The sequence below is a fragment of the Vibrio pomeroyi genome (genome assembly GCF_024347595.1).
GTDB classification, from domain to species: Bacteria; Pseudomonadota; Gammaproteobacteria; order Enterobacterales; family Vibrionaceae; genus Vibrio; species Vibrio pomeroyi.
Genome location: NZ_AP025506.1, coordinates 594,301 through 618,044, shown reverse-complemented (window position 1 = coordinate 618,044; position 23,744 = coordinate 594,301). Strand labels below are relative to the sequence as shown.

Below are 23,744 nucleotides of genomic sequence, written 5' to 3'. Positions count from 1 at the left end.
ATTTGAACGAGTAAAATATCATGAACATCGAAATTGAAGTTTGTATAGATAACCTAGAATCCTTACACAATGCCCTAGCAGGCGGAGCTAATCGTATTGAGCTCTGCTCTTCACTGGCACTTGGTGGATTGACTCCGAGCTTCGGAATGATGAAGCAAGCTGCTCAAATCTCATCAGTTCCTGTATATGCCATGATTCGCCCAAGGCAGGGTGACTTCATCTTCGATAATGACGACGTGATGAGCATGCTTGATGATATCCAAGCCGCAGCCAATGCTGGCTTAGATGGTGTGGTATTGGGTGTGCTTACCGCTCAAGGTGAAATAGACATGGTTGCGATGAAAGCCCTAACCTCAAAGGCTCACCAGCTAAAACTTGGCGTCACCTTTCATCGTGCCATCGACCAACTTAAGGATTACCAAAAAGCACTAGATCAGATTATCGAGCTTGGTTGTGAACGTGTGTTAACGTCAGGATTAGCAAGTAATGCCGAGCTAGGAAAAGACACTCTTAAAGAGATGGTCTCACTCAGCCAAGGACGATTGGATATCATGGCAGGGGCCGGTGTTACCGCTGACAATGGTCATGAAATTCTTAAGCATGCCAAAGTTCAGGCTTTGCACCTGTCTGCAAAATCAACAAGGCCGAGTCTAATGACACAAGCTTCAAAAGCTCAGATGGGACACAATGAAGTAGACGACTACTTAATCCCAGTAACGAGCACGACAAAAATTCAAAACCTGATAGTCTCGCTTAACAAATAGATAAACACCCGAGAGCTGACTAAGCACCAACACAACATGGCTAGTAAAAGCTTAGAAGTCACGTATATTAATAGACTCGATATAGCGACTCATGGAATGTTATGGCTAAGGATCTATTCAGCTCTCTTGATTTAAACCTATTGCGTACCTTTTTGATTGTTTACCAGGAAAAAAACACCAGAAAGGCAGCGGAGCGTTTATTTGTTTCTCAGCCAGCAGTGAGCCAAGCTCTACAAAAACTGCGTCATCACTTTTCGGATGATCTATTCGTGAAAGTGCACGGAGGGCTGCAAGCAACTGCTTTTTCAGAGCAACTAGCTAACGAGATAACACCTCATCTCGACGGTCTAATGACAGCCGTTAACTCCTCAAGTGCATTCGACCCTACAGAGATTGATTACCCTATAAAAATCGCGTTGTCGCCAGTAGTACTAGCATGTTTATCAGGCTCCCTCTACAAAGCCATTAAGCAGCAATCCCCAAACTGCAAACTTGAGCTCACCAGCTGGACAACAACGTCTTCCGAAGATATCCAAAAAGGAGATACCCTACTAGGCATCGCCTATCAACTACCAAACATATCTAAAGAGATATATGTACAAAAAATACTAGACATAACTGGGCGACTATTTGTTCGAAAGGGACACCCAATAACAAAGTCGAGTGTCAAACCACATGATTTAGCTGGCTATGAGATAGCCTCACTAATCTCACCAGGGTGGAATGACAGCTTTAGTCAAGCATCACAAATTCTAGAAACTCTATCAATACCGCACTCTGTTGGTTTTCGTTCAGAGATGGTGTTAGCGCTCATGGATGTTTTACTCAACTCTGATATGTATATGCCTCATACCAACCTATTTCCGATAGACAATTACCCAAAACTCAGAGCTATAGACGTAGAGATAGATGATCAATACAAATGCATTCCAGTTTATAGCTACATACATTCTAAGAATAGGAATAACCCAATTTTTATATGGCTATTTAATCTAATCCAACAATCACTATATGAACAAACTAATAAGTAGGACTTATTGATGATATATAGATAGCTACTTAGCCTAAAAATAAAACACTGTTTAATATTAGCTCTATCAAAACGGACACTGAAGTACGAAGGATCGTGCAGTTAAAGTTAACCCTAAATAGAGACTAATATGAAAATTGCACTTACTACCCTAATCTCAGCTTCACTACTATCTGTTCCAGCGCTAGCAAACAGTTTCGAGAGCCAACATCGTGTCGGTATTGGCTATAACAAAACCCAAATTGATACTTGGCTGACAGACGACACTGTTGATTGGGGTAACGGTATCAAGCTTGAATATGGTTACGAATTTAACCGTATCGTGGGTATCAATGTTTCTTATGCAGCCAACAGTGATGATGAGAGTTTTGAAGGTATCAAGGCTGAGATCGATGGCTACAAGTTCCAAGTTGACGCCGATATCGGTTACAAGTTTGAGCTGGATGGTTTCTCTTTAAAACCTTACGGTGTTCTTGGCCTAGCGCGCCACAGCGAAGATAATTCGATTAGCTACTCCGATACAAAGTATACTGACTCATACAACGATACCAGCCTTGTTGTTGGTTTAGGTGGCCGAGCTGAATTCGGACAACACCTATACACTGATATGCGTTTTGAATTCGCGAGTTACGACGACGTAGATTACGACACATTCTCGTGGACTGTCGGATACCGCTTCTAACAGCTTATAAAGCCAGCGACCAAGCTGGCTTTTTACGATCTAATATTGCCGAGATTAAACACCTCAATAAACCTGACTCACTTTTAAACGATTCGAATCAAAATTCATTGCAGCCAAGGACGGCTATATGCTCTAGGTATTGTTATGAAGATAAAAACTCCCCTGCTTTTGCTAACTCTTCTTTCAACTTCAGTTTCAGCAAGTGGGCTACACCTATCCCCAGAACTAAAAATCGGGGCTTATCATGGCTTTGGTATTCAATTAGGAATCACCGAGGTTGCTGACCTTGGGGCGATCTATTTAAGCTATTCAGATATTTGGTATGAAAGCGACCGCTATGATGAAACGGTAAACTCATATCGTATTGGCATCCAAAATATGTTTGGTTCAAAGCAGATACATGGTTTTCAAGCTGAGATTGGCTTCGCTGATTATGACGGTGAGAAGACACGCTCAGGTGTCACTGAAAGGAAAACGGCGACAGGCTTAAGTTTAGGTGGTGCTTACGTGTATCAAGCTAATTCAGTATTGGCCTTGAGAGCCGGCGCAGACTTAAATATTTTTGATCACAATAAGACTTTCGTGCCTTATAACACCACTATCAACCTCAACCTAGGGGCAATCATACGCTTCTAGATTGAGTAGATTTTTAAGATAGACCACTACCGTAAAACGTCATCTAGGCTTTGTTCTCCTAGGTGACGAACATCTTTGCCTTTTACAAAGTAGATGATGTATTCACAAATATTCTGACAACGATCCCCTACACGCTCAATAGCTCGCGCAGACCACATCACTTGTAAAATATTGGGAATGTTCTTCGGGTCTTCCATCATGTAAGTCATTAACTGGCGAATTACAGCTTCATATTCAGCATCAAGCTTGTCGTCGAGTTTATGAACTTCGGCTGCTGCATCTACATCCATACGAGCAAACGCATCCAAAACCTGATGAAGCATGGTGATCGCTTGTCGACACAGTGGTTCTAAAGACACATGGAATTTTTGTTCTTTAGTCGAAGGGATTTCGATGGCGCCTTGCGCTATTTTAGAAGCAACATCGCCAATACGTTCCAGATCTGTAATGGTCTTGATGATCGCCATAATCAAACGCAGATCTTTCGCTGTTGGCTGACGCTTGGCAATGATTCGCGTACATGCCTCATCAATCGACACTTCCATCGCATTTACTTTATGGTCGTCACGAATGACTTTTTTGGCCAATTCCACATCATCTTTATGAAGTGCTTGCATCGCAAAAGAAAGCTGCTGCTCCACTAACCCGCCCATAGTAAGTACATGAGTACGGATAGACTCTAATTCAACATTGAATTGTCCTGAGATGTGGCGACCAAAATGCATGTCAGCTCCTTAATAGAAATGAATTAAGCCGTTTACATAAGAGTGGCTCAGCTCTATATGGCGCGAACGATCGCGTTAGCCATATCTACCAGTAATGTAGTCTTCCGTTTGATTTTTCAATGGTGACGTGAATATTGAATCCGTATCTGAGTACTCGATCAATTTTCCCATATGAATAAACGCAGTATGGTCACTCACGCGAGCGGCCTGTTGCATGTTATGGGTCACGATCACCACGGTGTATTGCGTTTTTAGATCGTTGATCAACTCTTCAATCGTCAGAGTAGAAATCGGATCCAAGGCTGATGTCGGTTCATCAAGCAACAGTACCTCCGGCTCTATTGCCACCGCGCGAGCGATAACCAAACGCTGCTGCTGACCGCCCGATAAACCAAAAGCATTTTCATGTAAGCGATCTTTCACTTCATCCCATAACGCCGCGGCACGTAATGAGCGCTCAACAGCATCATCTAAATCACGACTGTTACTCACGCCTTGTAGTCTCAACCCATAAACCACATTTTCATAAATAGATTTAGGAAAAGGATTTGGGCGTTGGAATACCATGCCAACACGACGTCGCAAGGTCGCGACATCAACCTTAGGATGATAAACATTGTTACCGTACAGTTTCACCTTGCCAGAAACTCTACAACCTTCGACAAGATCGTTCATACGATTAATACAGCGAAGCAGTGTCGACTTGCCGCAACCAGAAGGACCGATAAAAGCCGTCACCTGCCCTTTCGGTATCGTCATTGAGATATCATCAAGCGCCTGAGCTTCTTTATAGTATAGGTTCAGGCCCTCAATCGAGATGGCCGTTTGCTCTTCGGTTAGGTTGTGCACATCTAAAGGTGCTTGATAACCCAAGGTTTCATTAATTGAGAACATCTAATCTTGTCCTAAGGTTCGGTACTTTTCACGCAAGTTATTTCGGATGTTAATTGCCGTTAAGTTCAATCCAACAATCACGGTAACCAGCAAAAATGACGTTGCATAAACCAGCGGTCTTGCTGCTTCTATGTTTGATGTTTGAAAACCCACATCATAGATATGAAAACCTAAATGCATAAATTTTCTGTCGAGGTGTACATACGGGAACTGCGCATCAACAGGTAGGCTCGACGCTAACTTCACTACACCCACTAGCATTAATGGTGCAACTTCTCCCGCAGCACGGGCCACAGCCAGAATAAGCCCAGTAATAATCGCAGGGCTCGCCATAGGTAACACGATTCGCCACAAGGTTTCAGACTGAGTTGCGCCCAAAGCGAGAGAGCCGTGTCTCACAGAGCTCGGGATTCGAGTTAAGCCTTCTTCGGCGGTCACAATCACGACAGGCAATGTTAACACAGCTAGCGTTAATGCCGACCACAACAGGCCCGGCGTACCAAACGTCGGAGCAGGTAAACGCTCTGCATAGAATAACGAGTCTATCGAGCCACCAATGGTGTACACAAAGAAACCTAAGCCAAATACGCCATAGACAATGGATGGCACACCCGCTAAGTTTATGACTGCTATGCGAATCAAGCGAGTTAGCGCGTTATTTTTTGCGTATTCGTGTAGATAAATCGCAGCAACGACACCAAGTGGCATAACGACGATCGACATGATAAGCACTAAGAGTACCGTACCGAAAATCGCGGGGAATACGCCACCTTCAGAGTTAGACTCTCTAGGATTTTCAGATAAGAACTTCCAAACCTGCTCGCACCAATGCAACACTTTCTCTGGATAGGTCATCTGATTGGGGAACCAGAAGTCTAAGATCTCACTCAATGGAATCTCGACGACTTTGCCTGTCATATCTTCAACAATCAGAGCATCAAGGTTGAGCTGTTGCCTAAGAGAATCAAGTTGATACTCTCCAGAGGCTAACTCTCGACTTAAAGCCAAACGTTTAGATTCTAGCTCTTGTCGCTCTTGCTCGGATAGGTTGTCATTAAGCTCTTTTTTACGCTTTTCTAAACGTAACTGCTCCAATGACCAACTAGTCGTTCGAACCGTTTGGTTAACGATCTTTTGAATTTCATCACGTAACGTATCGGCGTGAGTTAAACCTTTAACCAATTCTTTCTCGATATTATCGGTTAGAACACCGTCTGCACTCCTAAAGCCAACCGGTTTTCCGAAAAAGTAGCCCCCGCGGCTACGCTCGATCACAGCCCACTCTTTTGGCGTCGTCGGTTCTTTCAGGTTCACCTCAAGAATTGACACAAAGTCTGCAGGGTACAATTCACGGTTAGCGATCTTGATACTCAGACGTCGAACTAACCCTTTATCGATGATCTCTTGTGGTAGCTTCTTATCGTGCACATTCGACAGTTGTTCAACCGGAATGTACTTACGTTCGTAAAGTTGACCAATTAAACGATTCTTCGCCATCTCTTGATGTTGAAATGGAACATTGGCAAGGCTCTCTGTTTCATTCACTTGCCACTGATAAAGAGGCGCAGGCCAGAAATAGGTCAACCCTTTCCAACCAATGAACAAGATAAGGCCAAGTACCGACAGCATACTAATACTAACGGCACCACCAGTTAGCCATATCCAAGGAGATCCCGATTTAATCCACTTAAACATGAAAAAACTCTCTTACTGGTTGCGATTGACGATTCAGATAAAAATTATAAAGCACGGTATTTATCTCGCAGCCTTTGTCTAACCCATTCCGCAATCGAGTTCACGGCGAAGGTAAAGACGAATAGAAGTAACGCAGCTAAGAACAGCAATCTAAAGTGAGGGCTGCCAACCTCGGATTCTGGAAGCTCAACCGCAATCGTCGCAGATAATGTTCGCATCCCCTCAAGAATATTCCAGTCCATAATAGGCGTATTACCGGTCGCCATTAACACGATCATGGTCTCACCCACCGCTCTGCCTAAGCCCATCATTATTGCTGAGAAAATACCGGGACTCGCAGTAAGCAGAACAACATAAATCAGTGTTTGCCAAGGCGTGGCGCCTAGTGCCAAAGAACCGTCCGACAGGTGTTTAGGCACTGAGAAAATAGCATCTTCTGCGATAGTAAAAATGGTCGGGATAACCGCGAAGCCCATCGCGAAACCAATCACGAGCGCGTTACGCTGATCAAAATCGATTCCGTGGTGATTTAAGAAGAGTTTGATATCACCAGCAAACAGTAGTGATTCAATTTTCCCACCAAAGTTAAGCACGACCACTGTAGTCACAATCAACACCGGAACCAGAATAAGTGCGTGCCAACCATTAGGGAAACGGCTCACCCAGTCTTGTGGTAAGCAATACCAAATTAAGCCAACAACCAGAGTACTAAGAGGCAACACCAATAGCAGTGACACAATGGCGGTTAAATGCGTTTCCACGATAGGAGCAAACCATAAGCCCGCGATAAATCCGATGATAACGGTCGGCAATGCTTCCATTAATTCAATCGAAGGTTTTACCACTCGACGCATCTTAGGTGTCATAAAGTAAGCGGTATAAATGGCACCAAGTACCGCAATAGGCACGGCGAACATCATTGCAAACAACGCCGCTTTAAGCGTACCAAAAGTCAAAGGCACTAAGCTGAACTTACCTTCAAAATCATCATTCGCAGAAGTGGATTGCCACACATACTGAGGCTCTGGGTAGCTCTCGTACCACACCTTTTTCCATAACGATGAAAACGATATTTCAGGATATGGGTTATCAACCAATGCAAGACTAATAACGCCATCACTCAGCGTTGCGAGATGAAGCTCGTTGGCAGACATAGCCGCAAGTTGTGGCGACTTCTTATAAGCTTTCTCAAACAGAGATAACTTTTCACTGGTCGTGTAGTGACTCTGAATCGTGCCATTCTTATAGAAGCTGTAAAAGCCTTTGCGGTAGGTATCGGGCAGTAAGAACTGAACCTCAGAAGGCAGTTTAAAATCACGGATGTGAGTCAGGCTACGCTGCTCATTGCTCAATACATCAAACCATTGAGAGACTCGCCCATCGAAATGACTCACGAGCAGAGAATAAGCACCAGACAACAAGTCAATATTCTTAACGGCATGCTGCTCATCACCTAAACTTAAATCGATCACTTCTCGAACCGAGAACTTGTTCGCTTCCGCAGTTAGAACCGTAAGGTCAGAAGCGTTTCGAAGATACAAAGTATGCCCGTTAGGTGTCATTAACAACTGGTCTTGCTGACCAAACTCTTTCGATAACCATTGAGAGTTAATCTCTGAGTATTCACCCGTTAGCGACGCTTGATACCATTTCACCAAAATGCGTTTATCGGATAACTGAGCCACCAGCGTCAGATGACCATTGTCAGTCGCAAATGTAAGCTTCTCGATGCTCAAGCCATCACTAAACGCAATGCCATCTAAAAACTCAAATGGTTGGCTTTTGGGTTGAAGGTAATTAATTCGAGGGCTAGCGGCTTGCCCTTTTACGGCAAGAGGCTTTGAAAATTCTGGTTGAAACAACTGAACTTGGCCTTGGCGGTTAGCAAAGGCAAACCAATTGTCTGCTGGTGTGCTTCGAGCAAACGCGACCGAATCTGGAATAATGGATTCAGAAAAGTACGGCGTAGTTTGGGAGTTATCGAGAGTCCAATAATCGACAGAACCATCACGGTCGATCACTAACGCATGTTGACCATACTCATCGATCGTCATTGCGATCGGATCTTGCACGATCACTGGTTGGACTTTTTGATCGGTCTCTAAACTTGAGTCAGCGAAGATCGGAAGAATGACCATTGCTAGGTAAATAAAGATCAGAACAAGTGCTGCCAGCACGCTCACACCGCCTAATGTCACCGCAAAACGCATAAGACGGTCTTTCAACCATCTTTTTTTATCTCGTTTTTTCAATGAAAGTTCGGCTGCGGCCATCTGTCTATCTACCTTTTTTGAGCTAATATCATAATATTTCGTTTACATGACAATTATATTACAACTCACATTAAACAACTGAAAATAATAGTAAGTTTTATTGAAACTGTAGGGTGAAATAATACCGTAACAAAAACAGCATACTCTGCTCATTTTTTACAATTTGAGTAATCTCACACTCTTTAAGATGTCTAGGATTGATTATGAACGCTGAAAAGCTCTATATAGAAAAAGAACTCAGTTGGCTCTCTTTTAACGAAAGAGTCTTACAGGAATCAGCGGACAAAACAGTACCTTTGATCGAAAGAGTACGCTTTCTCGGGATCTTTTCTAACAATCTAGACGAGTTTTACAAGGTTCGATTCTCGGATGTGAAACGTCGCATTTTGATCAACCAAGAGCGTGGGATCAATGACAACTCAAAGCATCTGCTCACTAAGATGCAAAACAAGGCGTTTAAGTTAAACCAACGTTTTGATGAACTCTACAATGATCTCATTCTAGAGATGGCAAGACGACGTATTTTCCTGGTTAACGAGACACAACTGAATGACGCTCAAAAGAAGTGGGTAAAGAAATACTTTAAGAAAGAAGTGCTTCCTCACATCACGCCCCTTTTAATGAACGACGAAATGAATGTGCTTCAGTTCTTAAAAGATGAGTATGCCTACCTGACCGTCGAGCTTCAAAAAGAGCAGCAATCCAAATACGCCGTCATTGAGATACCGACCGATCACCTTCCGCGCTTTGTCATGGTTCCAGAGCAGAAAGGAAAACGCCGCAAGACCATAATCTTACTTGATAACATTATCCGATATTGCATCGATGATCTATTTAAAGGCTTTTTCGAATACGATCAGCTCAACTGCCACGCAATGAAAATGACTCGTGATGCTGAATACGACCTTAGCCACGAAGTCGAACACAGCTTACTGGAACAGATGTCTGAAGGTGTGGCTCAGAGGCTCAGTGCCCTGCCTGTACGTTTTGTTTATGAACACACGATGCCTCAAAACATGCTGGATTTCTTGTGCGGAAAATTAGGCATCTCTAACTACGACAACCTGATACCAGGTGGTCGTTACCATAACTTTAAAGATTTCATCGGTTTCCCGAACGTAGGTCGTGAATACTTAGAAAACAAACCTTTACCACCAATGTCATGTGCAGACTTTGATGGGTTTGATAACAGCTTTGATGCAATCAAGAATCAAGACATCTTACTGTACTATCCATATCATACCTTTGACCACATGACAGAGTTGGTTCGTCAGGCTTCATTTGATCCAAAAGTCATCAGTATCAAGATCAACATCTATCGCGTAGCAAAGAACTCTCGATTAATGAATTCGTTGATCGATGCCGTTCACAATGGCAAAAACGTAACAGTAGTAGTTGAGCTTCAAGCTCGGTTCGACGAAGAAGCCAATATCGAATGGTCAAAGATCCTAACTGAAGCTGGCGTTCAAGTTATCTTTGGCGCTCCGGGTCTAAAAATACACTCTAAGTTACTTCTGATCAGCCGCCGTGAAGGTGAGGAAATCACTCGCTATGCGCATATCGGCACAGGCAACTTCCACGAAAAGACTGCAAGAATCTACACCGACTTCTCGCTGCTCACCGCCGATCAAGAACTGACTAACGAAGTGCGTAATGTCTTTGGGTATATAGAGAACCCTTACCGCCCTGTAAAATTTGACCACTTAATTGTGTCGCCACGCAATTCACGTAAGAAACTTTACCGTCTTATCGATACAGAAATTGCCAATGCTAAAGCGGGTAGAAAAGCGCAAATTACCTTAAAAGTGAACAACTTGGTTGATAAAGGGCTTATCAATAAGCTTTATGGCGCAAGCAATGCGGGTGTCAAAATTCGCATGATCATCCGAGGTATGTGCTCATTGGTTCCGGGAGTCGAAGGTGTTAGTGAGAACATTGAAATCATCAGTATCATCGACCGATTCCTAGAGCACCCACGCGTTTTGATTACTCACAACGATGGTGACCCAAAAGTATTCATCTCATCGGCAGACTGGATGACGCGAAACATCGATCACCGCATTGAGGTCGCGGCGCCAATCCGTGATGAACGTTTGAAACAACGCATCATCGACATTGTAAATATTCATTTTACCGATACAGTTAAGGCAAGGTGGATAGATAAAGAGATGAGCAACGCTTACGTTCCTCGTGGTAACCGTAAAAAACGCCGATCTCAAGTCGCCATCTATGATTACCTCAAGCAGGTAGAGAAACAGACTCGAAAAGCTAGGGAACAACAATCTCACGATGAGCCAAGCTAAAAACACTAAGGCCAATACGCCAGAAGATTCCAACAATACCGCCTCACTTGAGGCGGTATCTCCACCTATCAAAAACGTTGCTGCCATCGATTTAGGCTCTAATAGCTTCCACATGGTTGTGGCAAAAGTCATCGGGCAAGAATTGCAACTTGTCAGCCGACACAAACAAAGAGTCAGATTAGGCTCAGGCCTCGATGACCAATCAAACCTCAACAATGCAGCCATCGAGCGTGGTTTAGAGTGTCTCTCAATGTTTGCCGAGCGCTTACAAGGCTTTGAAGTCGATAACGTTCGTATTGCTGCCACCCACACTCTCCGCCAAGCAAACAACGCTCATATTTTTATCCAGCGTGCACGTGAGGTACTTCCTTTTCCTATCGAAGTGATTCCCGGTGAAGAAGAAGCGCGACTTATCTATTTAGGCGTGGCTCACACACAACCCGAGTCGGACTCCAAGTTAGTTGTCGATATTGGTGGTGGCAGTACCGAGTTGATTATTGGCAAAGGTTTTGAGGCGAAGCTCGTCAACAGTAAACAGATGGGCTGCGTGAGCTTTACACAGCGATATTTTTCGAATGGAAAACTCTCTCGCAAGAACTTCTCCAAGGCCATTATTGCGGCTCAACAGCGTCTAGAACCTCTTGCCGCTAAATACAAAAAGAAAGGCTGGGATGCTGCTCTTGGCTCTTCAGGAACCATCAAAGCAATCAAAGAAGTCTTGGTCGGAACGGGCTATGAAGATGCTATTATTACCGAAAAGCGATTAGGCCATTTAATTGATGTATTGTGCGAACACGACATCATTGAAGAGATAAAACTCAAAGGGCTCACTGAAGAGCGCCAACCCGTCTTTGCTGGCGGAGTGGCTATTCTCACTGCGATATTCATGGCTCTTTCAGTCAAAGAGATGCACTTTTCTGACGGCGCGCTTCGTGAAGGATTGCTCTATGAGATGGAAGATCGCTTTCAGCGTTCAGACATTCGTATGCGAACCACTGAGAACCTCGCAACCAAACACACCGTTGATTTCGACCACGCAACTCGCGTAAAAGATCAAGCAAGCGAGTTCTTACATCAGATATGCGATGAACTATGCATTAAGAAAAAAAGTCAGCTGTTTGAACTGCTTGAATGGAGTGCGCTATTACACGAGGTCGGACTGAGTATCAGCTTCTCTGGTTTCCATAAGCACTCTGCGTATCTTCTACAGCATACCAATATGCCGGGCTTTAATAGCGAGCAACAGATGGTCATGTCGATTTTAGCTCGCTTCCAACGTAAAGCGCTCAAGCTTCAAGAGATGCCCGAACTGAATTTGTTTAAGAGTAAGCACTTAATCAGTTTGATTCGCATATTACGTCTATCCATCATTCTCAATGGTCAACGTAACGACTCTCCACGTCTAAAAACACGCATTGAGGTCATCGAGAAAGATCATTGGAAGATTTGTGGTGCCGATGGTGATTGGCTTGATGAGAACAAGCTATTGGCGGCGGACTTACTCGCTGAACAAGAACTGTGGAGTAATATTGAATGGCAACTAAGCTTCGATGAGAATCAAAAAGCGTAATTGCCAATCGGGAGATTAAAGCCCTACTTTTGCGAGCTCTTGTTTAGCGTATTCGTGAGGAATAGAAACGTAGCCGTCTTTTTCCACCAACTCTTGGCCTTGTTTAGAGAAGATAAAAGTTAGGAACTCTTGCTCTACCGGGGAAAGCGGCTTGTTTGGGTGTTTATTCACATAAACGTACAAGAAGCGTGAAAGCGGGTAAGCGCCACTTAGGATATTTTCTCTTGTTGCGTGTACATATTGATCACCCGTCTTAACCACAGGAACCTGTCTCACACCCGCAACACGATAGCCAATGCCTGTGTATCCAATGCCGCTGATCGACAAGGCAACTGACTGAACAACAGAGGCTGAACCCGGCTGCTCATTGACTCGATTCTTGAAATCACCACCGCACAGAGCATTCTGCTTAAAGTAGCCGTAAGTACCGGATACGGAGTTTCGGCCAAACAGTTGGAAACGATGTTTTGCCCAAGGTTGTTTAATGCCTAGTTCTTGCCAGCTCTCGATATTTTTAACACCGCCACAGCGCAACGTTTCAGAAAAGATGCCATCTATCTGACGAAAGTTAAGCCCTTTGATCGGGTTATCTTTGTGTACAAACACACCAATCGCATCGATCGCGACTCTAAGCGCAGTAGGCTTATAGCCATGCTCTCTCTCGAATGCCTCAATCTCACGTAATCGCATTGGTCTGCTCATTGGCCCTAAATGCGCTGTGCCCTCAGTAAGTGCGGGAGGCGCGGTCGCAGAGCCTGAAGCCTGAACCTGAGCATTCACATTCGGGTAGTAAGATTTAAACTCTTCAACCCACAGTGTTGTCATACCCGCCAAGGTATCTGAACCTACCGATAGCAAGCTGCCAGAAATTCCCGGCACCTTAGAATAATCAGGAAGTGATTCGACAGTCAGTTCTGCATGAACCGGAGAAGCCAACGCACACGCTAGAAGCGAACTAATGGGTAAACGCATCCTGCGTATTAAAGCAATCATGAAACGGTCAATCGGTTTGGTAACGTGAAATGGAAACGACTGCCGACACCTAGCTCACTCTGGATTTCCAAATGAGAGTCATGGTGAGTCAAAGCATGCTTAACAATAGCCAACCCGAGACCACTGCCGCCAGTATCACGTGAGCGCGCCTTATCAACACGATAGAATCGCTCTGTAAGTCGATGCAGGTGTTGGGGTTCGATACCGTCTCCAGTGTCAGAGACATCCAAACAGGCACCTTGGCTTGTTTGATACCAGCGAACTTTAACCGTAGCGCCCGGAGGTGTGTATTTGACTGCGTTGTAAACCAGATTCGATATAGCACTTCGCAACTGATCTTCATCCGCTAATACGCGTAAGCTCTTATCAATATCAAATTCAAGCTTATGTTCGCGATCGCCACTTAAACTTGCGGCTTCTTTCTCAAGAACCTCAAGCATAGCGGGAACGTTCACCACTTCATCCAACTCGTGCATTGGCGCTGCTTCAATTTTTGAAAGCGTAAGTAGTTGATTGACCAGACTGTTCATACGATTCAGTTGCTCAGTCATTACACCATGAGCCTTGGTCCACATAGGGCCAACGATCATGTCTGGATCTTCCGTCATTTCAAGATAGCCTTGAAGTACGGTCATTGGAGTACGCAACTCATGAGATACGTTAGCGAAGAAGTTACGACGCATACCTTCTAGCTGCTTAAGCTGGGTCACATCACGCACAACCATCAGGTGTTCACCCTCGGTATAAGGCACGATACGCAGTTCAAGCATACGCTCCACATTCAGTGGAGAAGGCATCTCTAATGGCTCAGAGAAATCTTGCTTGTTCAGATATTTAATGAAATCTGGAGTGCGAATCAGGTTCGAGATCGGTTGTCCAGAATCGTCGGGCCAACGAAAGCCTAGTAAATACTGAGCAAGCTTGTTACACCAAACGATATTGCCTTCACCGCGAAATACCACAACGGCATCGGGAAGCGATTCAGCACCGTTACGGAAACGGCGGATAAGATTGGTTAGTTCTTTACGTTTGCGACGCTGTCTCTGCTGCATACGATAAATACCGTTGAACAGAGATTCCCAGTTTCCTGAGCCTGAAGGTGGTGTTAGACGCTTCTCATCCCACAACCATGCGGACAAACGCATTTGGTTATGTAGATGCCAGCCGAGCTGCAATATCGTAGCAGCCAGCAGTAACCAAGGTAGGTAACCGAATATCCATCCGACTAAAATCCATGGTGCGTAAAAAAAAGCCAGCTCCCAAGCCAGCTTTTTCCAGGTTAACTTTTCAACCATTCAGGACTCCGTAAACTGGGCAGCGAAGCCACATTAAGCCTTTGTAGAAAAACGGTAGCCAGCGCCACGAACCGTTTGGATTAGCTTATCGTGACCTGCAGATTCAAGCGCTTTACGTAGGCGTCGAATATGTACATCAACGGTGCGGTCTTCAACGTAAACGTTGGTGCCCCAAACGTTGTTAAGCAGCTGCTCTCGGCTGTATACACGCTCTTGGTGCGTCATAAAGAAGTGCAGCATTTTGAATTCTGTTGGTCCCATATCTACTGGACCTTCACTCGCGGTAACACGGTGTGATACAGGGTCTAGTTTAAGACCTTGAACATCAATCACATCTTCCAATGCGGTTGGGGTTACTCGGCGAATAACCGCTTTCAGGCGAGCTACTAACTCTTTTGGCGAAAATGGTTTGGTAATGTAGTCATCAGCGCCAACTTCTAAACCGCGAACCTTATCTTCTTCTTCACCACGAGCCGTCAGCATCACCACAGGGATGTTGCGAGTTAACTCTTCACGCTTCATGTGCTTGATAAAGTTTATCCCGCTACCACCAGGTAGCATCCAATCTAGTAATACTAGATCTGGGAAAGGTTCGCATAGCTTGTTTACCGCTGTATCGTAATCTTCAGCCTCTACTGCTTGGTAGCCTTTTTGTTCAAGTACAAAACACAGCATCTCACGAATAGGTGCTTCATCTTCAACGACCAGAATCCTTCTCGACATAATTGAATAGCCTTTGTATTTAATCAACGCATTGCATTATCTGAGTTAATTATGACACTTTTGTGACCTTTGAAAACAAATTTTCATATAACTGTCTCAAACGTTTCACTTTACAACTTTTGATACAGAGCTAAGGACAAATCGAATTAGATCTCATATCATGAAGCACTTCTAAAAAGGTATGAGAAAAATTTATGTGGTTTAAAAATTGCCTAGTCTATCGCTTCAACCGTGATATTGATTTCAACGCAGATCAGCTAGAGAAACAACTTGAAGAATTCCGCTTTACTCCTTGTGGTAGCCAAGACAAACAGAAGTTTGGTTGGGTACATGCAATGGGTAGACACGGCGATATGATGACGCACGTATCAGAAAACCGCATTCTAATCTGTGCAAAGAAAGAAGAGAAAATGCTACCAGCTTCAGTGATCAAAGAATCACTGAACGCAAAAGTAGAAACGCTTGAAGCTGAATCTGGCACGCCTCTTAAAAAGAAAGAAAAAGATAGCCTGAAAGAAGACATCATCATTGATCTGCTTCCTCGTGCATTCAGCCGCAGTAACTTCACTTACGCGCTGATCATGCCAAAAGAAGGTTTCATTGTGGTTGATGCTAGCAGCTACAAAAAAGCGGAAGACGTATTGGCATTGCTACGTAAAACAATGGGTAGCCTACCAGTCGTGCCCGCGATTCCTGAGCAAGCGATTGAAACGACTCTAACTGAGTGGGTTAAATCTGGTGATACGCCTCAAGGTATCACGATGCTTGATGAAGCTGAACTTAAGTCGATTCAAGAAGACGGCGGTATTGTTCGAGTTAAGAAGCAAGAGCTAGAAGCGGACGAGATTAAGAACCACATCGAAGCCAATAAGATGGTGACTAAACTTCTTATCAACTGGCAAGATCGTATTGAATTCATTCTGGCAGAAGACGGAAGCATCAAGCGCCTAAAATTCAGCGATGAGCTTAAAGATGAAAACGATGATATCCCTCGTGAAGACCAAGCTGCACGTTTTGATGCTGATTTTTCACTTCTATGTGGTGAGTTCAGTGTTTTCCTTCCTAACTTATTCGAATCACTTGGCGGGTTAACTCAACCAAACGCTTAATCTGTGATTTTAAAAGCTCAGATGTCGACGGCATCTGAGCTTATTTCCTACCAAACTCCTGCTTATATTCGTCTCTCAGCCCTCTTCTTAATGTCATTGCTATCTTTAGGGCTATCAACCAAACTCGTTTTAGCGTAAAATTTGCGCCCCTTTGATATCACTTGGTGGTATCAACCTGACTTGAGATCAGATTAGAGAACGAAGCAATGACTACACAAAAACCATTTGTACCTGAACTATTATCACCGGCAGGAAGCCTTAAAAACATGCGTTACGCATTCGCCTACGGCGCAGATGCAGTTTACGCAGGCCAGCCACGTTACAGCCTTCGTGTTCGTAACAACGAGTTCAATCACGAAAACCTACAAATCGGTATCGATGAAGCTCATGCTCAAGGCAAAAAGTTATATGTTGTATGTAACATTCAGCCACACAACTCTAAATTAAAAACATTCATTCGCGACCTTAAACCAGTTGTAGATATGGGTCCTGACGCTCTTATCATGTCAGATCCTGGTCTTATCATGATGGTTCGTGAAGCATTCCCTGAAATGCCAATCCACCTTTCTGTTCAAGCAAACGCTGTAAACTGGGCGACCGTAAAGTTCTGGTCAACTCAAGGCGTTGAGCGTGTGATCCTATCTCGTGAGCTATCTCTTGAAGAGATCGAAGAGATTCGCGAACACTGCCCAGAAACAGAACTAGAGATCTTTGTTCACGGTGCACTTTGCATGGCGTATTCTGGTCGCTGCCTACTTTCGGGTTACATGAATAAGCGCGATCCAAACCAAGGTACTTGCACTAACGCTTGTCGCTGGGAATACAAAACTGAAGCAGCGAAAGAAGACGAGAACGGTCAAATCGTTGAAGCAAACCCTACTGGTGTTGAGATTCAAGATGTAGAGGTTCAAGATGAACGTCCAGACAACACATTAGGTCTTGGTAAACCAACAGACGAAGTCGTTCTACTTTCTGAGTCACACAAGCCAGAAGAGAAAATGGCTGCGTTTGAAGATGAGCATGGTACTTACATCATGAACTCGAAAGATCTTCGTGCAATCCAACACGTTGAGCGCCTAACGAAGATGGGTGTTCACTCTCTGAAGATTGAAGGTCGTACTAAGTCTTTCTACTACTGTGCACGTACAGCTCAGGTTTACCGTAAAGCTATCGATGACGCTGTAGCAGGCAAGCCATTTGATGAAAGCTTAATGGGTACACTAGAGAGCCTAGCTCACCGTGGTTACACTGAAGGTTTCCTACGCCGCCACACTCATGATACATACCAAAACTACGAGTACGGTTACTCTATCTCTGACACTCAACAGTTTGTTGGTGAATTCACAGGTAAGCGCCGTGGTGACCTAGCGGAAGTAGAAGTGAAGAACAAATTCCTAGTAGGCGATAGCTTAGAAATGATGACACCGAAAGGTAACGTTGTTTTCACACTAGAAATGATGGAAAACCGTAAGTCTGAAGCAGTAGAAGACGCAAAAGGTAACGGTCACTTTGTATTTATTCCTGTACCAGCCGATCTAGACTTAGAATACGGCTTGCTGATGCGTAACTTGAGCGAAGGCCAAGACACACGCAATGCATCAGGTAAGTAACTTTACTTAGAAAACTGAGAAGTAAGCAATGGCTCTGTTAATCACTGACAAGTGCATCAACTGCGATATGTGTGACCCTGAATGCCCAAATGGCGCAATCACTATGGGTGACAGCATCTTCGAAATCGATCCAGATTTATGTACTGAATGTAAAGGTCACTATGAGAAGCCAACGTGTCAGTCTGTATGCCCAATTACCAAGTGCATCATCACTGATCCAAACCATATTGAAACGGATGACGAGCTACTAGAGAAGTTTGTAATCATTCAAGGCTTGACCTAAAAGAGAAAAGGTTCAACTTACTGTAAGTTGAACCTTTTTTTTATCCTGACTTTTCTATTGGATAAATATTACAGAAGAGCTCTTTTTCAAATTGATATTCGAGTCGCTCTCGCCAATTGATTGATTGAGCTATAGGGACAAGATAAAAGTTTTCCCTGCTGGTATCAGTCACAAACGCCATTCCATATTGCATCAACTCATAATGGACATCGTTTACAAAACTAGGGTCTAGTCGTTGTCTGCCCGTCAATTGATTGATGTCATCTCTTGAAATAGAAATACCCGAGTTTTCTGTACTGAACCTATGTCTTAACCATTCTGAAAATTCCTTTGCACAAATCATAGTCATAGTCTTATCCTTGAATTATCTATCGACGGGTATCAGACTCTGATTTCGCATACTGCACATAAGCCGCATCTTTCACCCCAAAAACACTCCATCCCTGACCAACCCTTGTCAAATTCGTCACTGTTCTTGCTGTTGTCGTTATTGGTTTTGTTAATATCAAACGATGTTCTTAATCTCGTGTTTATAAACTCTAGACAAAAGTGTGACATTTCTCAACTTTCAGAGACGAGAAAGCCAGTGGCATTACCACTGTAATTAACCTCGATATATGCGATTACTTATTGGATATCAAGGCTAAACACTGACTTGGCATCACTTTAACTTTCTTCTTTTTCTTACTTTTTGCGACTTTTTTAGGAGGAGATACAGGTATGGTTTTCGGAGCCCAACTTGCAAGTTCTTCTCCACAACCATCACCTTTTGGAGGGCTAGCTTGAGCAATGCAGTTCGTACTCCCTTCAGGGCACTTTAAGCGAACATGAAAATGAGAATGATGCCCCCACCAAGGTCTGATTTTGCCAAGCCAAGCTCTATCATCTGCATCAAAGTTTTCTTGCTCACAAAGGGTTTGCTTAATCACGGGATGAACAAAAATTCGCACTACTTTCTCATCTTTCGCGGCATAGCGGATCACTTGAAAATGATCCTCTGTCCAATTTGATTTGCGAAGCTTGTAGTTAGTAAGATCAACGACACTCACTGGCTTAGGGACAGCAAGCTCATTCACCGAAAGCCTCTTGCTTGTGAGTCTTAACCATATATCGATATCTAGCCCTGTTTGATGACTTGAATGACCAGATGAAAAGCGCCCGCCACGAGGCAAAGAAATATCTCCTACCAGTAAGTTGGTATCGAGTTGCTCACTTGTAGTTATGCCTAGCCTTTCAATGAACTGAATGGCCTCTGTATGACCATAATAACGCCCTCTTTGAGGACGAATAATCTGGTAACCGACGCCATCGATTGGCAAGGCCTGTGCGCCATCAAGGCAACCGTTAGCATAGCTTCCTATTGATGAGGTTGAATTTACCGTAGGGGTCTTCTCTTTCTCCCAAGTCGTTGCCGATACGAAAAAAGAACAAAAGGCCCAAACTAATACACAAAATAACCTCATACCAATTCCAAGTGAAAGATGCATATTATTTATACTAGTCGTCATTAGAAAATATATTCATATTGACCGTGATTTTTTGGGAAAATAGAGATTTGTTTATTGAGAGCTAGGAATGAATCTTGAAACTTTACAAAGTACACAGACTCTTCTTTCAACTAAAGCTTTAAATTTGGAAGGAGTGGAATGGATCGGCACTCCGGAGGTTTGAACTCCCACACGCGCTGCTCTGGTAAGTCGGGAAACCCGGAGCTCTGCTAATGACATGTTTCAACGCCAAAAAGCAAAAAGGCTCTAGTCTTTCAACTAGAGCCTTAAATATGGCAGGGGTGGAGAGATTCGAACTCCCAACACGCGGATTTGGAATCCGCTGCTCTGCCAATTGGAGCTACACCCCTATTTTCAGTTTTAAAGAGCTGAAACTCTGAATAAGTGGCGGAGTGGACGGGACTCGAACCCGCGACCCCCGGCGTGACAGGCCGGTATTCTAACCAACTGAACTACCACTCCGCAGTGGACTACTTGTCGTCGCTGACAAGTCGTTCATAATTTAAAGCCTGGCGATGTCCTACTCTCACATGGGGAAGCCCCACACTACCATCGGCGCTATTGTGTTTCACTTCTGAGTTCGGCATGGAATCAGGTGGGTCCACAATGCTATGGTCGCCAAGCAAATTTTAAAATTCGGAAAACTGTATTTAAAAGTAACTCTTCAAACTCATTCAAGGTCTGTCTTTGAGTCCACAAAACCCCTTGGGTGTTGTATGGTTAAGCCTCACGGGCAATTAGTACAGGTTAGCTCAATGCCTCGCAGCACTTACACACCCTGCCTATCAACGTTCTAGTCTTGAACAACCCTTAAGGACGCTTATAGCGTCAGGGAAAACTCATCTCAGGGCTCGCTTCCCGCTTAGATGCTTTCAGCGGTTATCGATTCCGAACTTAGCTACCGGGCAATGCCATTGGCATGACAACCCGAACACCAGAGGTTCGTCCACTCCGGTCCTCTCGTACTAGGAGCAGCCCCCTTCAATTTTCCAACGCCCACGGCAGATAGGGACCGAACTGTCTCACGACGTTCTAAACCCAGCTCGCGTACCACTTTAAATGGCGAACAGCCATACCCTTGGGACCGACTTCAGCCCCAGGATGTGATGAGCCGACATCGAGGTGCCAAACACCGCCGTCGATATGAACTCTTGGGCGGTATCAGCCTGTTATCCCCGGAGTACCTTTTATCCGTTGAGCGATGGCCCTTCCATTCAGAACCACCGGATCACTATGACCTGCTTTCGCACCTGCTCGAATTGTCATTCTCGCAGTCAAGCGGGCTTATGCCATTGCACTAACCACACGATGTCCAACCGTGTTTAGCCCACCTTCGTGCTCCTCCGTTACTCTTTGGGAGGAGACCGCCCCAGTCAAACTACCCACCAGGCACTGTCCGTAATCCCGATTCAGGGACCAACGTTAGAACATCAAAACTACAAGGGTGGTATTTCAAGGACGACTCCACCACATCTAGCGACGCGGTTTCAAAGTCTCCCACCTATCCTACACATGTAGGTTCAATGTTCAGTGCCAAGCTGTAGTAAAGGTTCACGGGGTCTTTCCGTCTAGCCGCGGGTACACTGCATCTTCACAGCGATTTCAATTTCACTGAGTCTCGGGTGGAGACAGCGTGGCCATCATTACGCCATTCGTGCAGGTCGGAACTTACCCGACAAGGAATTTCGCTACCTTAGGACCGTTATAGTTACGGCCGCCGTTTACCGGGGCTTCGATCAAGAGCTTCGACCGAAGTCTAACCCCATCAATTAACCTTCCGGCACCGGGCAGGCGTCACACCGTATACGTCATCTTACGATTTTGCACAGTGCTGTGTTTTTAATAAACAGTTGCAGCCACCTGGTATCTGCGACTCTCGTCTGCTCCATCCGCAAGGGACTTCACTGATAAGAGCGTACCTTCTCCCGAAGTTACGGTACCATTTTGCCTAGTTCCTTCACCCGAGTTCTCTCAAGCGCCTTGGTATTCTCTACCCGACCACCTGTGTCGGTTTGGGGTACGATTCCTTACAATCTGAAGCTTAGAGGCTTTTCCTGGAAGCATGGCATCAATGACTTCACTACCGTAGTAGCTCGACATCGTATCTCAGCGTTAAGAAAGTCCGGATTTACCTAAACTTTCCGCCTACGTACTTGAACCTGGACAACCGTCGCCAGGCCCACCTAGCCTTCTCCGTCCCCCCATCGCAATTGTAAGAAGTACGGGAATATTAACCCGTTTCCCATCGACTACGCCTTTCGGCCTCGCCTTAGGAGTCGACTTACCCTGCCCCGATTAACGTTGGACAGGAACCCTTGGTCTTCCGGCGAGGGAGTTTTTCACTCCCTTTATCGTTACTCATGTCAGCATTCGCACTTCTGATACCTCCAGCAGCCCTTACAGACCACCTTCAACGGCTTACAGAACGCTCCCCTACCCCACATACCCTAAGGTACGTAGCCGCAGCTTCGGTGTATAGCTTAGCCCCGTTACATCTTCCGCGCAGGCCGACTCGACCAGTGAGCTATTACGCTTTCTTTAAATGATGGCTGCTTCTAAGCCAACATCCTGGCTGTCTGAGCCTTCCCACATCGTTTCCCACTTAGCTATACTTTGGGACCTTAGCTGGCGGTCTGGGTTGTTTCCCTCTCCACGACGGACGTTAGCACCCGCCGTGTGTCTCCCGGATAGTACTTACTGGTATTCGGAGTTTGCAAAGGGTTGGTAAGTCGGGATGACCCCCTAGCCTTAACAGTGCTCTACCCCCAGTAGTATTCGTCCGAGGCGCTACCTAAATAGCTTTCGGGGAGAACCAGCTATCTCCAGGTTTGATTGGCCTTTCACCCCTAGCCACAAGTCATCCGCTAATTTTTCAACATTAGTCGGTTCGGTCCTCCAGTTGATGTTACTCAACCTTCAACCTGCCCATGGCTAGATCACCTGGTTTCGGGTCTAATCCTAGCAACTGTACGCCCAGTTAAGACTCGGTTTCCCTACGGCTCCCCTAAACGGTTAACCTTGCTACTAAAATTAAGTCGCTGACCCATTATACAAAAGGTACGCAGTCACACCACGAAGGTGCTCCTACTGCTTGTACGTACACGGTTTCAGGTTCTATTTCACTCCCCTCACAGGGGTTCTTTTCGCCTTTCCCTCACGGTACTGGTTCACTATCGGTCAGTCAGTAGTATTTAGCCTTGGAGGATGGTCCCCCCATATTCAGACAGGATATCACGTGTCCCGCCCTACTCGTTTTCACTGATGATGAGATGTCGATTACGGGGCTATCACCCTCTATTGCGGCACTTTCCAGAGCCTTCATCTGTCTCATTAAAAGCTTAAGGGCTAATCCAATTTCGCTCGCCGCTACTTTCGGAATCTCGGTTGATTTCTCTTCCTCGGGGTACTTAGATGTTTCAGTTCCCCCGGTTTGCCTCCTGTTGCTATGTATTCACAACAGGATACTTACTTATGTAAGTGGGTTTCCCCATTCAGGAATCCCAGACTCAAAGGTTATTACTACCTAATCTGGGCTTATCGCAAGTTATTACGCCTTTCATCGCCTCTGACTGCCAAGGCATCCACCGTGTACGCTTAGTCACTTAACCATACAACCCGAAAGGGTCTTAGTGTATGGCAACTAACCAAGGT

General features: G+C 44.8%; 18 protein-coding genes, 2 tRNA genes and 2 rRNA genes. 9 read left to right on the top strand and 13 right to left on the bottom strand.

From position 1 onward, the window contains the following. Positions 1–20 precede the first annotated feature (20 nt). The 4 genes from OCV12_RS02710 (at position 21) to OCV12_RS02695 (ending at position 3,112) form a co-directional block, all read left to right on the top strand. Positions 21–764 (top strand): copper homeostasis protein CutC, encoded by a 744-nt coding sequence (locus tag OCV12_RS02710; protein WP_261885290.1) that lies wholly within the window; start codon positions 21–23, stop codon positions 762–764. A gap of 101 nt (positions 765–865) precedes the next feature. Further along, a complete protein-coding gene (locus OCV12_RS02705) occupies positions 866–1,795 on the top strand; it encodes a LysR family transcriptional regulator (protein WP_261885289.1) in 930 nt (309 codons plus the stop codon). Positions 1,796–1,924: 129 nt separating this feature from the next. Continuing rightward, positions 1,925–2,476 carry a porin family protein gene (locus OCV12_RS02700; RefSeq protein ID WP_261885288.1) on the top strand — a complete coding sequence of 184 codons (552 nt, stop codon included), beginning with the start codon at positions 1,925–1,927 and terminating at the stop codon, positions 2,474–2,476. A 144-nt stretch (positions 2,477–2,620) separates the two neighbouring features. Next, positions 2,621–3,112 carry a hypothetical protein gene (locus OCV12_RS02695; RefSeq protein ID WP_261885287.1) on the top strand — a complete coding sequence of 164 codons (492 nt, stop codon included), beginning with the start codon at positions 2,621–2,623 and terminating at the stop codon, positions 3,110–3,112. Positions 3,113–3,138: 26 nt separating this feature from the next. Here OCV12_RS02695 and phoU read toward each other — a convergent pair whose 3' ends face one another. From phoU to OCV12_RS02675, 4 genes are all read right to left on the bottom strand, one after another. After that, complete coding sequence (phoU, locus tag OCV12_RS02690; RefSeq protein WP_017632981.1) at positions 3,139–3,837, bottom strand: phosphate signaling complex protein PhoU; 699 nt, start codon at positions 3,835–3,837, stop codon at positions 3,139–3,141. 75 nt (positions 3,838–3,912) lie between these two features. Next, a complete protein-coding gene (gene pstB, locus OCV12_RS02685; RefSeq protein ID WP_017632980.1) occupies positions 3,913–4,731 on the bottom strand; it encodes a phosphate ABC transporter ATP-binding protein PstB in 819 nt (272 codons plus the stop codon). Next, complete coding sequence (gene pstA, locus OCV12_RS02680; RefSeq protein WP_261885286.1) at positions 4,732–6,426, bottom strand: phosphate ABC transporter permease PstA; 1,695 nt, start codon at positions 6,424–6,426, stop codon at positions 4,732–4,734. Between the two features lie 44 nt (positions 6,427–6,470). Continuing rightward, a complete protein-coding gene (locus OCV12_RS02675; protein ID WP_261885285.1) occupies positions 6,471–8,699 on the bottom strand; it encodes an ABC transporter permease subunit in 2,229 nt (742 codons plus the stop codon). A 203-nt stretch (positions 8,700–8,902) separates the two neighbouring features. Between OCV12_RS02675 and ppk1 the strand changes: the two genes are divergently transcribed. Both ppk1 and ppx read left to right on the top strand, forming a co-directional pair. Continuing rightward, on the top strand, positions 8,903–11,002 hold the full coding sequence (gene ppk1, locus OCV12_RS02670) for a polyphosphate kinase 1 (protein ID WP_261885284.1): 2,100 nt from the start codon (positions 8,903–8,905) through the stop codon (positions 11,000–11,002). Between the two features lie 112 nt (positions 11,003–11,114). Then, positions 11,115–12,572, top strand: a complete 1,458-nt coding sequence (gene ppx, locus OCV12_RS02665; RefSeq protein WP_261885921.1) for an exopolyphosphatase — start codon at positions 11,115–11,117, stop codon at positions 12,570–12,572. Positions 12,573–12,587: 15 nt separating this feature from the next. Here ppx and OCV12_RS02660 read toward each other — a convergent pair whose 3' ends face one another. The 3 genes from OCV12_RS02660 to phoB are packed head-to-tail and all read right to left on the bottom strand — an operon-like array spanning position 12,588 to position 15,583. Beyond that, the gene (locus tag OCV12_RS02660; RefSeq protein WP_239828615.1) at positions 12,588–13,544 is read right to left on the bottom strand and encodes a PstS family phosphate ABC transporter substrate-binding protein; all 957 of its coding nucleotides are present in this window, start codon (positions 13,542–13,544) and stop codon (positions 12,588–12,590) included. 17 nt (positions 13,545–13,561) lie between these two features. Next, positions 13,562–14,860: a phosphate regulon sensor histidine kinase PhoR gene (gene phoR, locus OCV12_RS02655; RefSeq protein WP_261885283.1), complete on the bottom strand. Its 1,299-nt coding sequence runs from the start codon at positions 14,858–14,860 to the stop codon at positions 13,562–13,564. A gap of 33 nt (positions 14,861–14,893) precedes the next feature. After that, positions 14,894–15,583: a phosphate regulon transcriptional regulator PhoB gene (phoB, locus tag OCV12_RS02650; protein WP_004735064.1), complete on the bottom strand. Its 690-nt coding sequence runs from the start codon at positions 15,581–15,583 to the stop codon at positions 14,894–14,896. Positions 15,584–15,777: 194 nt separating this feature from the next. On the opposite strand from phoB, the gene rdgC reads away from it, so the two are divergent. The 3 genes from rdgC (at position 15,778) to OCV12_RS02635 (ending at position 18,585) form a co-directional block, all read left to right on the top strand. Next, positions 15,778–16,692 (top strand): recombination-associated protein RdgC, encoded by a 915-nt coding sequence (gene rdgC / locus OCV12_RS02645; RefSeq protein WP_017062534.1) that lies wholly within the window; start codon positions 15,778–15,780, stop codon positions 16,690–16,692. Positions 16,693–16,898: 206 nt separating this feature from the next. Then, the gene (gene trhP, locus OCV12_RS02640; RefSeq protein WP_239849038.1) at positions 16,899–18,302 is read left to right on the top strand and encodes a prephenate-dependent tRNA uridine(34) hydroxylase TrhP; all 1,404 of its coding nucleotides are present in this window, start codon (positions 16,899–16,901) and stop codon (positions 18,300–18,302) included. Between the two features lie 28 nt (positions 18,303–18,330). Continuing rightward, on the top strand, positions 18,331–18,585 hold the full coding sequence (locus OCV12_RS02635) for a YfhL family 4Fe-4S dicluster ferredoxin (RefSeq protein ID WP_004735061.1): 255 nt from the start codon (positions 18,331–18,333) through the stop codon (positions 18,583–18,585). Between the two features lie 40 nt (positions 18,586–18,625). Here OCV12_RS02635 and OCV12_RS02630 read toward each other — a convergent pair whose 3' ends face one another. From OCV12_RS02630 to OCV12_RS02605, 6 genes are all read right to left on the bottom strand, one after another. Beyond that, positions 18,626–18,934, bottom strand: a complete 309-nt coding sequence (locus OCV12_RS02630; protein ID WP_076656433.1) for a hypothetical protein — start codon at positions 18,932–18,934, stop codon at positions 18,626–18,628. Positions 18,935–19,208: 274 nt separating this feature from the next. Next, positions 19,209–20,048 carry a penicillin-insensitive murein endopeptidase gene (mepA, locus tag OCV12_RS02625; RefSeq protein WP_261885920.1) on the bottom strand — a complete coding sequence of 280 codons (840 nt, stop codon included), beginning with the start codon at positions 20,046–20,048 and terminating at the stop codon, positions 19,209–19,211. Positions 20,049–20,366: 318 nt separating this feature from the next. Then, a tRNA-Trp gene (locus OCV12_RS02620) sits at positions 20,367–20,443 on the bottom strand. A 35-nt stretch (positions 20,444–20,478) separates the two neighbouring features. After that, positions 20,479–20,555: transfer RNA gene (locus OCV12_RS02615), tRNA-Asp, on the bottom strand. 45 nt (positions 20,556–20,600) lie between these two features. Next, positions 20,601–20,716, bottom strand: a 5S ribosomal RNA gene (rrf, locus tag OCV12_RS02610). A 93-nt stretch (positions 20,717–20,809) separates the two neighbouring features. Next, positions 20,810–23,701 (bottom strand): 23S ribosomal RNA (locus OCV12_RS02605). Between the last annotated feature and the right edge of the window lie 43 nt (positions 23,702–23,744).

Coding starts and splice junctions, on each gene's coding strand:
- phoR (WP_261885283.1), bottom strand. CDS start 14,860: ATGGTTGAAAAGTTAACCTGGAAAAAGCTGGCTTGGGAGCTGGCTTTT.
- OCV12_RS02630 (WP_076656433.1), bottom strand. CDS start 18,934: ATGACTATGATTTGTGCAAAGGAATTTTCAGAATGGTTAAGACATAGG.
- OCV12_RS02695 (WP_261885287.1), top strand. CDS start 2,621: ATGAAGATAAAAACTCCCCTGCTTTTGCTAACTCTTCTTTCAACTTCA.
- phoU (WP_017632981.1), bottom strand. CDS start 3,837: ATGCATTTTGGTCGCCACATCTCAGGACAATTCAATGTTGAATTAGAG.
- pstB (WP_017632980.1), bottom strand. CDS start 4,731: ATGTTCTCAATTAATGAAACCTTGGGTTATCAAGCACCTTTAGATGTG.
- rdgC (WP_017062534.1), top strand. CDS start 15,778: ATGTGGTTTAAAAATTGCCTAGTCTATCGCTTCAACCGTGATATTGAT.
- phoB (WP_004735064.1), bottom strand. CDS start 15,583: ATGTCGAGAAGGATTCTGGTCGTTGAAGATGAAGCACCTATTCGTGAG.
- OCV12_RS02710 (WP_261885290.1), top strand. CDS start 21: ATGAACATCGAAATTGAAGTTTGTATAGATAACCTAGAATCCTTACAC.
- ppk1 (WP_261885284.1), top strand. CDS start 8,903: ATGAACGCTGAAAAGCTCTATATAGAAAAAGAACTCAGTTGGCTCTCT.
- OCV12_RS02660 (WP_239828615.1), bottom strand. CDS start 13,544: ATGCGTTTACCCATTAGTTCGCTTCTAGCGTGTGCGTTGGCTTCTCCG.
- ppx (WP_261885921.1), top strand. CDS start 11,115: ATGGTTGTGGCAAAAGTCATCGGGCAAGAATTGCAACTTGTCAGCCGA.
- trhP (WP_239849038.1), top strand. CDS start 16,899: ATGACTACACAAAAACCATTTGTACCTGAACTATTATCACCGGCAGGA.
- pstA (WP_261885286.1), bottom strand. CDS start 6,426: ATGTTTAAGTGGATTAAATCGGGATCTCCTTGGATATGGCTAACTGGT.
- mepA (WP_261885920.1), bottom strand. CDS start 20,048: ATGAGGTTATTTTGTGTATTAGTTTGGGCCTTTTGTTCTTTTTTCGTA.
- OCV12_RS02635 (WP_004735061.1), top strand. CDS start 18,331: ATGGCTCTGTTAATCACTGACAAGTGCATCAACTGCGATATGTGTGAC.
- OCV12_RS02675 (WP_261885285.1), bottom strand. CDS start 8,699: ATGGCCGCAGCCGAACTTTCATTGAAAAAACGAGATAAAAAAAGATGG.
- OCV12_RS02700 (WP_261885288.1), top strand. CDS start 1,925: ATGAAAATTGCACTTACTACCCTAATCTCAGCTTCACTACTATCTGTT.
- OCV12_RS02705 (WP_261885289.1), top strand. CDS start 866: ATGGCTAAGGATCTATTCAGCTCTCTTGATTTAAACCTATTGCGTACC.